This window comes from Pseudoalteromonas sp. A757 (assembly GCF_004103285.1).
Classification (GTDB): Bacteria; Pseudomonadota; Gammaproteobacteria; order Enterobacterales; family Alteromonadaceae; genus Pseudoalteromonas; species Pseudoalteromonas galatheae.
Genome location: NZ_QNQN01000068.1, coordinates 50,318 through 63,714, shown reverse-complemented (window position 1 = coordinate 63,714; position 13,397 = coordinate 50,318). Strand labels below are relative to the sequence as shown.

Below are 13,397 nucleotides of genomic sequence, written 5' to 3'. Positions count from 1 at the left end.
CTAAACAGCATGCCAATTCGTGAATAGATCAAACTTTTACTAAGTAAAATACTGATCTCCCTTCCGCATCATGGTCATTGAGATCAGAGTTTTACTAACTTTTTAGAAGTAAATGACCTGAGGTTTAGATAAAGCGCGGTGACGCCAGTGGCGGAGCAGCAATTGGCTTGGTATAGATCACTATTTTACTAACTTAATGTAAGCTACTTTGAAAGAGTAAGAATGGAAAGCCAAACCCAAACCCGAATATGGTCTGGCTTATTTATCCGAAGCTCAGGTTATTTAGATAAAAACTACTGCTTATCTACCACAAAGCCCGCAAAGCCAAGGGCTTTAAAGAAAGGTTTGGCAATGCCAAAACCTGCGGTGTCTAGCAGCTCTGCAAGGCGCATTTTATCCACGGGGTAAAACTCATGTTCTAAATTCACCCTCATGCGCTGCTCGCCAACATCAGTCAGCCCGAGTTGTTTGCAAACGACTAATTGCGCTTCACGCTCAAAGCTTGTCGCAGGTTTTTCTAAGTCGGCAATAAAAAGATGCCCATCCGACTTTAGCTGCTCACTCATTTGTTTAAACAAGCTTGCTTTATCGCCGTTATCCTTTACAAAGTGCATCACCAGCAAGCACAGTACGGCATCTGCTTGATAGGCCTGTGGTGAAATCGCACCATGATGGATCTGCACGCGCTCCTGTAAGCCTAACTTAGTAAAATGTTGATCTGCAATTGCTAACATATCAGTAGATACATCTTGCGCTATAAATCGCCAACTTGGGTTTAGCTGAGCAAGTTCAACAATTTCTTTGCCTGTCCCCGCACCCACAACCAAAATGGTTGCACTATTCGGGTAAAGCGCTAAAAGTTGTGCTCCAGTAAGCTGGTGAATTAACGCATAACCTGGCACAAGCTTTGTGATCCTAGAGTCGTAGTTTTGGGCTTCTTCGCCCGTGAAAGTCGGCATCCAAATTTCCTTATGTTTGTGGTACTAAATTTAAAGATGAGTAGCCTCCCGGCTGTTTATTCACATGGATACGAGTGGCGATCCGCTCGCTCATCTGAGCAACATGCGAGATCACACCAACCTTGCGGCCCTGTGATTGTAACGCGTCCAGTGCATCAATCGCTACACCTAGTGTCTCGGGGTCTAACGTACCAAACCCTTCATCAATGAATAATGAATGTATTTGCACTTTATTTGACGAAAGCGCAGCAAGTCCAAGTGCTAAAGATAAAGATACCAAGAAGGACTCCCCTCCTGATAAGGTGTTGACGCTACGCTGTTCGTCAGCCATATCTTTATCTATAACCGCAATTTCTAAAGACTGCTCAATATTGGTAAGCAAATAGCGTTTTGAAAGCGTATGCAATTGCTGGTTAGCATACTGCAATAAGATTTTTAACGTTTGCGTTTGCGCCCAATTACGCAACTTTTTGCCTGTTGCGTCGCCTAATAGCTTATCTAGCAAATGCCACTGCTCGTAGTCTTGTTGTAACTGAGCGAGATTTGCCGCTTGTAAAGAGAATTGTTGTTTATTCTGAGCATCAATCTCTAATGCACTTTGCACTTGTAGCAATTGACTTTGAGTTTGTTCAAGTGCTTGCGTCGTCTCGGCATGGCTTAGTTTAACGTGTTCACTATCAACCCCATCAGGGTGCTTACTTTCAAGTTGGCTGAGTTCTTCACGCTGATGACTAAGTTGCAGCTTAGTGTGTTGAAAGGCTTGCTGAACTTGCGCACACTTTTCTAGATTCGCTCGCGCTTCATCCAACGAAACCTCAAGTAACGCTAATACTTTTACTTTGTCTAGCAACCCTTGCTGGTCGAGCAACCATTGTTCAAAGCGCGCATCAAGTTGCTGCAACCGCGATGTTTGCTCAGTGATTTGCTTTTCTAGCTGTGTCAGACTGTGCTGGGTCTTTTCACGCTGTGCTTCGGTTTGGCTCAGCGCCAGCTGAGTTTGTGTGATCTGCTCTCGGCTTTGTTGCTCTTGCTGCTTAAGCTCTGCAATCCAATTATCCAAGCTGGTGTGCTGCTGTGGTAAGTATTCAGCACGTTCGCGATTGAGACGTTCAATATTCTGCTGATGTTGTAAAAGTGTATGTTCTAATTCTTCAAGACGGTGCGTCTCATCTTGTTTTTGTTGACTGGCAAGATGTAATTGATGCTCAAGCTGAACTTTATTCGTTGTTAACGTATCTGTACGCTCTGTGGTTTCTAGCCAAGTTTGCACTCCTGTCTTAAGTTGGCTAATGGCAGCTTGAGGGGATGAATCAAATTCTTGCCACCACGACTTATCGGAAATTAACGCTTCAAGCCGATGGCGTAAAGCATCCACTGTTTGTGATAGCTGATCATATTCGGTTTGCAAAAAGGCAATATGATTACCTAAATCATGGTGCTGCTGCTGAAGTGCCTGTTGCTTATGTTTAGCCTGCTCGAGATGTTGTTGCGCCTGCTGAACCGACTGCCACTGGCGGTCGATATTATTGCGTAACTTTGATAGCTCATTTAGCTGCAACTGAATACTCAAAAGTTGCGATTCAGCTTGCTCGGCATTGCCAACTTTATACTCATCATTCAATGCATCTAGTCGAGCGCGACTCTCGTTTATTTGCTTATTGTGGTGAGCGATTTCCTGAGTGACTGACTGCCATAGCGCATTCTCACGCTCTTTTTCACCGACTTGTTGATTATAACGCTGCAACACCTGCTCACGAGCTTGCTCAGCAGCTTGATACTGAGACCGAAAATCCGATAGTAACTGTTCCCAGTGGGCATCTATGTGCTCCACACCATAAGGGTGTTCTTTTGAGCCACATACCATGCATTCTTGCCCAGCTCGCAGTTGAGCGCGTAAATCGCTGATCCGCTCACTTGCGCGTAACTGCACTTGCTCCAAATTATCACGAGTTAGGGCTAGTCGCTGCTTAGACAACTCGTCTTGCTGCTTGGTATCTCGGATCAATATCTCAAGCCTTTCCAAGCCAATATGATGTTGAGTTTGTTGCGACCGTAACTGATGCAGCAAGGCCTCCCCTTCTTCGATATTACGATAGGCTTGCACGCATAGAGACCAGTTCTGTAATGCCAAATTTAGGTCTTGTTGAGTCAAAGGTAGGAGTGCTTCTTTTAACGCTGAGAGCGCGCTGGCTTCAGTGTCGTAAATCTTTTGTAGTTGCTGTACCTCAGCCTCATGTTTGCTCAATTGTGTACCTAGCGCTTGCTGTTCGTTCGGTAATTTTTGTAACTGGACTTCATGATCATTGCGTTGTTGTTGGTACTTTTGCAAATCATCAAATTGAGGCTGAACCACGCTCCATTGTCCGGCAATATTGCTAACTGAGTGCAAGTTCGCTTGCTTATACTCTAGCTGCTTTAATTCAGTAGCGATTTCACCTTGCTGCATTTGATATTTCTGTATCGCAGTCTCATGTTGCGCAATGAGATTGGCATGCTTATCGAGATAGGGCTTAGTTTCTAGTGCTTGCGCTTTGTGTAGGCTTAGCTTTTCATCCAATATACGAATGGTGTTAAAGCTTGGCTCTAACTTTACAAAATTGGCTTGCTGCGTAGTAAGCTGCTGTTCCAGTTGCTGTTGTTTTGCTTTGAGCGTTGTAATAGCGGATTCAAAATCTTGTTGCTGCAGTGCCAGTCGTTCTTGAGATAGCTGCGCAATGTGTTTATCTGTCAACTCATGCTGCTCACGATTATCACGCATCTCATTGGCTTTTAAGACTTGCTGCGCATATTCCTGCTGTGGCTTTGCCTCTTCTATTTGCTGCTCAAGCATTTGCAGCTTGTGTTCCACCTCAGCTATTTTTTGCTTTCTTAGCTCGACATCCGCGAGCCATTGCAGCTGAGCTTGCAGTTTTGTGCTTGTCTCTTGTTGTCGATTTCTTGTATCAAGCAATCCCAACTTCTGTGCTTCAAGTTCGGCTTGCTGCTCTGGTGACAAGAGCACAATTTGACCTAGCCTATCTTGCTGAGTTTGCAGCTCGATTTTCTTTTGCTTGTGCGCTTCAAAAACCGCTTTACCGATATTACTGAACTTTTCGGTACCTGTAAGACATTCTAGTAACTGTGCCCGTTCATCTCCCCCCGCCTTCAAAAACGCGGAGAATTCATGTTGAGCGAGCAGCACAGCTCGAGTAAACTGTTCAAAGTTAAGCCCGACTAGCTGTTCGATTTTTTGCTCTGTTTCTTTTTTCTTCTCACAGACTAGGGTCATATCAGGTAGGCTAAACAACTCAATAGTGGCGGTTTTTAAATTACCTTTAGGGCTTTTTCTAGCGCGCTCTACCGACCAAATAGCTTGATAACGTTTGCTGTCTTGAGCAATAAAAACCACGCTGGCAGATGCCGCAACACAGCCCCGACGCAATAGGTTTCGCGGGTCGTTTAACTTAATGTTATCGCCATTAAATGCAACTTTCTCTTTGTCGTCCGATTTTAACCGTGCGGTTTTGCCATAAAATGCAAGGCAAACCGCATCCAGTAAAGTGCTTTTTCCCGCCCCTGTGTCACCAGTAATGGCATAAAGACCTGTGTCTTTGAGTGGTGCCGCAGTAAAGTCGACTTCTGCGCTTTCTATAGAGGCAAGGTTGGTGATTAATATTTTTTCAAGTTTCATCGCCCTACTCCTCCATGCTCGCGATCACTTCTGCTAACTTTTCATGCAATGTCGCGGGTGCCTTTTCCTGTTCCGGTTCAATTTCGCGGTAGGCAATATCCAACAAGGTATTGGGCGATAACGATTCAACTTTGCCCAAATCTTCAAACAACCACTCACTGGCAGCTGTGCCTTTAGACACCCGCTCAATACCACAAAATTTAATATCCTTTCCTTTTAGCACTTCATCAATCTCGGCTCGAAAGCGGCTATTGGTTTCCGCTGCAGATAATTTTAAGCGAATATAGGGAGCGCTATCGAACTTGCTAAAATCCTGCGCCGCGATAGCTTCGCATAATTCAGTCAAGCGCTTTGCACCATCTTCAGGAATATATAACACATCTTTAAAACGGGGAACGTAAAGGGGGTTTACATCTACCAGACCTTGTTCATTAAATTCAGCGAGCAATACCTGATGCTTATAATTGCGTTCAGAAAACGACATTGGCAGAGGCGTACCGCAGTATCTGATAGCACTTTGCTTCGCGACGGTTTGCGCTTTATGTAAATGACCCAGCGCAACATAGTCAAACTGCTCGCCAAACACGCCCGCAGATACAGCATCAAAACCGCCAATGTTGAGATTACGCTCAGAATCTTCTGAAATCGTTCCCCCCTTGGCGTGCAGATGCCCCATTAGCACAATAGGACCTTTCACTTTTTCTATCGTGCCTAGCGCATGCTGATAAGCTAATTGTACCCCGGTTTGATAGTCAAACTCGTCATCTAGTGGTTTTGGTAAATCAGCACTGCGCAAAAATGGCATTGCCACAACATGCATATGCTGTGCTGCGATGGGCAAATCGATAACAACCCGTTCAGGCGCTTGCTTGTTAAAGCGACCAATAACATGGGTGTTGAATAAGGTTAAGAGTGGTTTTGCGGTTTCAATGCGATTAGCGGAATCGTGGTTGCCAGCAATCAGAACAATGTGCAGCTGCGGGCACAGTTGAGATGCTTTTTGGATAAAGGTATACAGCTGCTTTTCAGCGCTCGCAGGCGGCGTTGCAGTATGAAAAATATCACCGCTGATCAACAATACATCGATTTGCTGTTCAACAAGCACATCGCATAGCCAGTCTAAAAATAGCTGATGCTCTTCACTGCGATCATGTTCGTAAAACGATTGCCCTAAGTGCCAGTCTGACGTATGTAAAACCTTCATTTAGCGTTCCTTTTCCAATAGAAACGCTAATATAGCATCGTCGAGCAATATTCGTCTTGTGAATATTGACGCTTTCACTGCTTAGTGAGTTAGCTGCCACCAAGCAAAAATGATCACAGGTAATGCCAGTAAAAAGAATTTAGCAGGTAACTTGAAAACACGACTATGTTTATCTTGCACACGTTTAATCGCCGATTTCTCGTTACAGGCAGCTACTTTATCAACATAAAAATAGCCATCATCTAAATAATCTTTACAGTTTTGTTCGTCTGCAGGAATTGCAACAAACTTCTCTTGTTTTTTTAGTATGTAGAAATCCATACTGCCCACCACATTTGATTTGCTAAACGGGTATTTAGTACAGAGCAAAACTAACGCCAGTTTTACCCAGAGATTGTAAAGTGCGCGATTTTAAAGATAAACTTGGGTCAATATCAACAACTAATTTTGTTTTCTTTATTTATTTATAAAATGTAGACAATAATCCTGCAGAATACCTTTTTGGCATACAAATTAATTTTTGGACCTTCTGATTTTCTTTAACAAAAACAGAGGATTAAAAAACACTCAAAATAGGATCGATTTCAGTCGTATCTCAATATTGTTACTTTATCTCAAAACTTTGATTTATGCGTTTTTATTTGTCAGCTTATTGACTCGTAGCAGGTTTTATTTGTCCTCTTTTGTCACTATACAAATCACCTCTACTCACTCCAAGCAAAAAACTGAAATAAAAATGTTTATCGGTCAATACCTTGGCAAGATAAAAACGGGAAATAATAATGAAAAAATCAACGCCAGTCGTGCCTTTATTGGTTGCTCTAGTGCTGTCGGGTGTCGCACACGCCAGCGCTATTTCACAAAGCAAAGGGCACTTTGAAGATAAGTTTCGCCAATTAGATGAGACTTTACCAACCCCAAATACCTACCGTAGCGCAGCCGGTGAGCCTGGAGAGCGTTATTGGCAACAAAAGGTGGATTATGATATTGATGTAAACTTGGATGAGAAAGCCAAAAGATTAACCGCTACACAAACCATACATTATAAAAATAACTCTCCTCACACACTCAAATATTTGTGGCTACAGTTAGACCAAAATATCTTCAAAAATGATTCTATCGCCGAGCGCACTGCGACTTTTGGGAACGAATTACAGAGTAATCCGGTTACAAAACATGCAAAAATTTCACTAAATCAACTCAGACGTCAGCAGTTTATGGATGACACAGAACTTGGTTTTGTCATCAATAATGTTAAGGATGGTCGCGGTAAACCGCTTAAGATCACGATTGTTGATACTATGATGCGTGTTGACCTAAACGAACCGCTCAAATCAGGTAAAGATCTACAATTTAGTATGGACTTCGCCTTTAATATTGTTGAAGAAGATGCGGTTGGCGCACGTTCGGGTTATGAGCACTTTGAAAAAGACGGTAATGACATCTTTTTGCTCGCGCAATGGTTCCCTCGTCTCACGGCATATACAGATTATGAAGCTTGGACCAATAAGGCCTTTCTTGGCAGAGGTGAATTCACGCTCGAGTTTGGTGACTATGACGTTGAAATTACGGTACCGGCTGACCATATCGTTTCTGCAACTGGTGAGTTAGATAACCCAAAGCAAGTTCTGAGCAAAACCCAGCGTGACAGGCTAGCGCAAGCAAAAACAGCAAAACGCCCAGTATTCATCGTTACTGAAGAAGAAGCGCTAGAAAACGAAAAAGCCGGTACAGATGACACCAAAACATGGCGCTTTAAGGCCAAAAATGTGCGTGATTTTGCCTGGGCATCATCCCGTAAATTTATGTGGGATGCTAAAGGTTATCAGCAAGGTGGTGACGAGCAGCCTCTGGTGATGGCCATGTCATTTTTCCCTAAAGAAGGTGGTGACTTGTGGAAAAAGTACTCCACCGAAGCCGTTATTCATACCATGGAAGTTTATTCACGTTTTTCCTTTGATTATCCCTACCCAACTGCGCAGTCGGTAAATGGTCCTGTCGGTGGGATGGAATATCCAATGATCACTTTCAATGGTCCTCGTACGAAATTACAAGACGATGGCTCTCGCACCTATTCACTAGCCGAAAAACGTTTTTTAATCGGCGTTGTCATTCACGAAGTTGGACACATCTACTTCCCTATGATAGTCAACTCAGACGAAAGGCAGTGGACATGGATGGACGAGGGCCTCAATAGCTTCTTAGATGGTGTTGCCGGCCGTGAATGGGATCCCACCATACCTTGGGGCGTTGAGCCAAGGGATATTGCTGCTTACATGAAATCTGAAGATCAGTCTCCAATCATGACGCAGTCAGACAGTGTATTGCATCTTGGTCCAAATGCATACACTAAGCCTGCCGCGGCTCTTAACATTCTGCGCGAGGTGATTTTAGGCCGTGAGCTATTCGATTTTGCATTTAAAGAGTATGCCCTACGCTGGAAATATAAACGTCCAACGCCTGCCGACTTCTTTAGGACAATGGAAGAGGCTTCTGGGGTCGATTTAGATTGGTTCTTGCGGGGTTGGTTTTACAGCACAGATCATGTCGATATTTCACTAGATAAAATCTATCAATTACGCCTAGACACCAAAAACCCAGACATCGACTTTGGTCGCCTACGTGAGTTTGAAAAGAACAAGCCAATGTCGTTGTTTGTCAAGCGTAATCAGGAGGAAGGGCGTTCACTTTGGGTTGATAAAAATCAGGACATAACGGACTTTTACGATAACAATGACCAGTTTACGGTTACTAATGAAGAGCGAAATGAGTATCGTGAGTTTTTATCTGAACTTAAACCTTGGGAAAAACGTGCCCTTGAGCGTGCTGTAAAAGAAGACAAAAACTATTACGTGCTTCAGTTTAGTAATGTCGGTGGGCTTGTAATGCCAATCTTGCTTGAGCTTACTTATCAAGATGGGAGCAAAGAAGAGCGGATTATCCCTGCCGAGATTTGGCGTCGCAATGCCCGCTATGTCAGCAAGCTAATTGTTACCGATAAAGATAGGCCGCTCGCGTCCGTGACCGTTGATCCACGATGGGAAACAGCTGACGTTGATATCGAGAATAACCATTACCCAAGACGCATTATAGAGTCACGCTTGGAGCTTTATAAAAAGAAAGCGCGTGAAGGCAAAGTATATCGCGATATCATGCAAGACGTGAAAGCCGAACTAAAACCATTTGAAGAGAAAAAGGATAACTAATGAAAACCTGGCTCTTTGCCTGTCTACTTGTGCTGATTTCGCCATTTGGTCAGGCGCACCAATTAAAGGCAGCGATCACTACTGTGTTATTTAATGAACGCAGCGGCAGTATCGAAATTATGCATAGGTTCTATCTCCATGATACTGAGCACGCCGTAGAAAGCCTATTGAGTCACAATGCCGACATCTTTAACAATCCTGCTGATAGAGCAAGCTTTGCAAATTATGTCAGTAAGCGCGTTGAATTAAAAACAGGCGCAGGTAGAGTGCTACCGTTAAACTTGGTAGGTGCGGAAATCGATGGCCAATTCTTTTGGGTGTATCAAGAAACCCCGTTGTTTTCACCAATAACTGAGCTTAAAATGCGCCATAATGCGCTGAGAGATGTATGGTCAGAGCAGGTCAACTTGGTCAATTTTGAAGGCAAAGGAAAAGTGAGGTCACTGCACTTTGATGGTAATGACGATTGGCTAAGTGTCATGTTTTAGGTTATCTTACTCGCTAAAATAAAAGGCACTTCGGTGCCTTTTTTACTTTATCAACTGACGCTCTGCGCTAAAGTTAAAGCATATATTGTTAATGAGTGGTGAGGGAAAGGAATGATGGCCTCAACAAAGCTGATTTTGACTTTTATATTACTAACGTCATACAGCATCTGTGCAAGCGATCTGGTGCGCTATAACATCTCTAAAGAATTTGCTGATCCGAAACAAGACTACTACATCGCGTTGTTAAGACTGGCTTTAAATAAGAGCCGCGATAAATATGGCGCTTACCAACTAAGTGAAAACTCGTTCGATCATACTCCACAAGGACGCACCTTGGAGATTGTCGAACAAGGGAAGCTCTTAGATGTTCACTGGAGTATGACGTCAATCAAGAGGGAAAAGAGTTTAGCCACGATATATGTGCCGCTATTAAAAGGGATGATGGGCGCGCGTTTATTTCTTATCCACAAAGATACTGAAGAAAGGCTCTCTCAACTAAATTCGCCCGCCCAATTAATGAGTTTCACGCTAGGCAGTGGTATTGACTGGCCCGATACCTCAATCTATGAAAAAAACGGCTTTATTGTCGTTACCAGTAAAGCCTCCTTATTACCAGACATGCTACAAGAGAAACGCTTTGATCTCTTCCCTCGCGCACTTCATGAACCGTGGACTGAATTACTAAGCATGAATAGTACCGTAGTAGAGTCCAGATTTGCGTTTTGCTATCCCACTGCCATGTACTTTTTCGTCAATAAAGGTAACCGTCGGCTCAAGGAGCGCCTCTCTTATGGACTGAATAAAGCCATAGAGGATGGCTCATTTGATAAGCTGTTTTTCGGTCACCCAATTACCCGTGAAGCCATTACAAAAGCAAAATTTGACGATAGAAAAGCATTAAAACTTCAAAACCCAAACTTGAGTGGTCATACAAGGGATATTCTGTTTCACTCCAAATATACTTGGCAACCTATCCACCAGTGTATATCACCCAACTAGGGCTTATCCTGAGTGACAAACTGTTGAAACGAGAGCTATCAGTTTTGTTAGCTTGACCTGATCCTTGGATAAGGAATGAGCTAGCTCGTTGTGTTTAATACTCGCTTTAACTTCTACTCTTGTCCAGCCTGAGAGTTTTAGAGGTAATACTGCGCCCTGCTCTCGCTAAGGAAGCTACTTCCTGTCAGCAAGGCAAATTTACGCATCAATAGTTGTCTAAAGGAAGGAAGTTCAACGCGGCTAGCGCTAAAATTGGTAGCTAGTAAGGCGGTAATTATAGAGTTTCAGGTTACTTGGGGCTTGGATGGGATTCAAAAGCTAACAATTCAGTCGCTCTTCAAAAGCTCCTCCTTATCCAGCTATTGGTTCGTTTTTGGGTAATGGCTACCTACGTTTTGCTAGCCAAAATTTTCAGTTAGAATAAATCCATTGCCAGCAAATAAAAAATAAAGAAGGGCATTATCTTGATCAATATTCCACCTAATATCCCGCGCTCAAACAGCCCTTTCGGTCGAAAGCTTGGAAACTTAATGCTCAAGGCGATGGGATGGAAGATAGTTGGCACCTTTCCAAGTGAAAACAAATTCGTAGCAGCCGTCGCGCCACATACATCAAACTGGGATTTTTTTATTGGCATCGCCGTCAAGCTTTCACTTGATGTTGAAATTTGTTTTCTAGGTAAGCACACCATTTTTATCCCACCATTTGGCTGGTTATTACGCAAGTGGGGCGGTATTCCAGTTAGGCGAGATACACCTCATGGTATGGTCACGCAGGTTCGCGATATCTTCAATGCCAACGAAAAATTGATTTTGGGCTTGGCCCCTGAGGGAACTCGTAAACACACCCCAGAATGGAAAAAAGGTTTTATCCATATCGCACAATCTGCCGAAGTCCCCATTGTACCTATGGCAATAGACTATCGGAGTAAAACTTTTGTAGTTATGCCTGCAATTGACAATGCTGCAGAGCTCAGCCCTGATCAATTACTTAACCAAGTTAAACAACAATTTTCAAAACGAATGGCAAAATACCCAGAACATGCATCAGGACTATGAATAAAATCGTTAGCTAAGGTAATAAATTTTAAATATGTAAATCAAGAAGATGGAAGGTGGTGGATAAACAATGTTATTTATAGAAAAAATAAAGTTAATCTAATCAATTGGTTTTGAATAATTTAGTCTAGTTACATTGGTGTGACAACTATACTACGTATCACACTTAACTACACTATATTGTAAAGATTTGTTAATGTAATTTATATATGTATATCATGAAGATATTTAATTTTAGCAAATCAAAATGAAAACTTTTAGTAAATTAAAAGTTGATCAGAAACCCTCATCATGAATAGTATTTCACCACTTATTAACGTATTCGTGGTGAATTATGCGATGGTTCATTGTTGCATTACTTGTTGGTTTTATTGGAGTAGCTTTTTGGAAAATGATGCCAGAAGCTCAGTCCCCATATGCAAACATAATTCAAGTTTCAAACAACTCGGAAGATGAGCTTAAGACAAGCCCTACGCTTGATATCCTCGAGCTTGATCCTAAGCAAGCTGTCATCGCAGCGGCACCGCCAATACAAAAAAGCAACGACTTTTACGCTGTGAATAAAGTATCGACGCAAGCAAAAGCAGTGCTTTCAGCCGCAAAGGTTTTACCACAGGACCTAAACAATGAAGCTTATATTGAATTTGATTTACCGACACTCAGAAAATTAGAAGGTGGCGATAACTTTGAATTGCTTATTCCGCAAACACAAGAGTCATTTGTAGCAGAGGTGACTGGTATATCTCTGGCGGGAAACGGCGACAAAAGCGTATTCGGTAAAGTAACTGGTGCTGATGGTCGCTTCCACACCACCGTTTTAACTGTGGGCAAAGACGCCGTATATGGTCAGCTCACGGCACCAAGTGGCAACTATGTATTTGAATCAAAAGACCAATATGGTTGGATTGCGGCAAAGCGAGACCTTTACCGCTCCCATAAAGAAGAAGAACTGCATCCACATGATAGCCATGATGAAACAGAACATCACTCAGTTTCTGTGAAGGAAGATATTTTTCAACCCAAAAGTAACGTTAATTAAAAGAAAGGAAAAACAATGAATACAACAGTAAAGGCAGCGTCGCTGGCAACAGCGCTCGCACTATCTGCAAGTGCATCAGCAGTCACCATTGATATCGGTATTCTTTATACTGATCAATCAGCAGCAGCTACATCAAACATTAATACTAAAATCAATCAGCTGATTGCATTTACAAATCAAGTTTACAGCCAAAATGGTATCGACTTGCAGCTACGTCTTGCTGGTACCGAAAATCTAGGTAATCATAATATTACTCCAACCAGTGCATGGCTAAACAGCATTACTAACAGTAATTATGTAGCTAACCTACGCAACACTTGGCGTGCAGATATGGTTGCTGTACTTGGTACAGGTGAGCGCAATGGTAACTACATTACATGTGGTCTAGCTTGGGTAGGTCAAGGTAGCAATGGTAATTTATATTCAAGTATGAACAACCGCATGTTCAGCATTACAGGTATCGATTGTGGTGCAACAACATTTGTTCATGAACTTGGTCACAACCAAGGCCTTACACACTCTCGTAAGCAAGGTGATACCAGCGGTGGTGTTTACGTTGATGGTATGGGCCACGGTGTTCAAGACAATTTCGCAAGTATCATGGCTTATCCACATGTATTTGGTAGCGCAACACAGTATGACTATTTTTCTAACCCAAACTGGTCTCTCGGCGGCGTTCCTTATGGTGTAGTTGGCCAATCATATGCTTGGAAAACGGTGGATGCGACTAAAACAAGCATCGCAAACTTCAAGTAGTTGCTATACGTTCAAGTT

Annotated in this window: 10 protein-coding genes; 6 read left to right on the top strand and 4 right to left on the bottom strand. The window is 42.8% G+C overall.

Annotation, left to right across the window (positions count from 1 at the left end):
- Positions 1–293: 293 nt before the first annotated feature.
- The 4 genes from DRB05_RS11240 to DRB05_RS11225 all read right to left on the bottom strand — a co-directional run bounded on the left by DRB05_RS11240 (position 294) and on the right by DRB05_RS11225 (position 6,154).
- Positions 294–959, bottom strand: a complete 666-nt coding sequence (locus DRB05_RS11240; protein WP_128727024.1) for a class I SAM-dependent methyltransferase — start codon at positions 957–959, stop codon at positions 294–296.
- A 10-nt stretch (positions 960–969) separates the two neighbouring features.
- The gene (locus tag DRB05_RS11235) at positions 970–4,629 is read right to left on the bottom strand and encodes an AAA family ATPase (protein WP_128727023.1); all 3,660 of its coding nucleotides are present in this window, start codon (positions 4,627–4,629) and stop codon (positions 970–972) included.
- Between the two features lie 4 nt (positions 4,630–4,633).
- The gene (sbcD, locus tag DRB05_RS11230; protein WP_128727022.1) at positions 4,634–5,833 is read right to left on the bottom strand and encodes an exonuclease subunit SbcD; all 1,200 of its coding nucleotides are present in this window, start codon (positions 5,831–5,833) and stop codon (positions 4,634–4,636) included.
- A gap of 81 nt (positions 5,834–5,914) precedes the next feature.
- On the bottom strand, positions 5,915–6,154 hold the full coding sequence (locus tag DRB05_RS11225) for a hypothetical protein (protein ID WP_088532724.1): 240 nt from the start codon (positions 6,152–6,154) through the stop codon (positions 5,915–5,917).
- Positions 6,155–6,615: 461 nt separating this feature from the next.
- Here DRB05_RS11225 and DRB05_RS11220 point away from each other — a divergent pair, with 461 nt between their 5' ends.
- From DRB05_RS11220 to DRB05_RS11195, 6 genes are all read left to right on the top strand, one after another.
- Positions 6,616–9,039, top strand: a complete 2,424-nt coding sequence (locus DRB05_RS11220; RefSeq protein WP_128727021.1) for a M1 family metallopeptidase — start codon at positions 6,616–6,618, stop codon at positions 9,037–9,039.
- A complete protein-coding gene (locus tag DRB05_RS11215; RefSeq protein ID WP_128727020.1) occupies positions 9,039–9,527 on the top strand; it encodes a DUF6702 family protein in 489 nt (162 codons plus the stop codon). Before DRB05_RS11220 ends, DRB05_RS11215 begins: the two co-directional genes overlap by 1 nt.
- 111 nt (positions 9,528–9,638) lie before the next feature.
- Entirely contained in the window at positions 9,639–10,526 is an 888-nt protein-coding gene (locus DRB05_RS11210; RefSeq protein WP_128727019.1) for a hypothetical protein, read from the top strand.
- Positions 10,527–10,990: 464 nt separating this feature from the next.
- On the top strand, positions 10,991–11,584 hold the full coding sequence (locus tag DRB05_RS11205) for a 1-acyl-sn-glycerol-3-phosphate acyltransferase (RefSeq protein WP_128727018.1): 594 nt from the start codon (positions 10,991–10,993) through the stop codon (positions 11,582–11,584).
- A gap of 334 nt (positions 11,585–11,918) precedes the next feature.
- Positions 11,919–12,623 (top strand): hypothetical protein, encoded by a 705-nt coding sequence (locus tag DRB05_RS11200; protein ID WP_128727017.1) that lies wholly within the window; start codon positions 11,919–11,921, stop codon positions 12,621–12,623.
- 15 nt (positions 12,624–12,638) lie between these two features.
- Complete coding sequence (locus tag DRB05_RS11195) at positions 12,639–13,379, top strand: reprolysin-like metallopeptidase (RefSeq protein ID WP_128727016.1); 741 nt, start codon at positions 12,639–12,641, stop codon at positions 13,377–13,379.
- Positions 13,380–13,397: the final 18 nt, after the last annotated feature.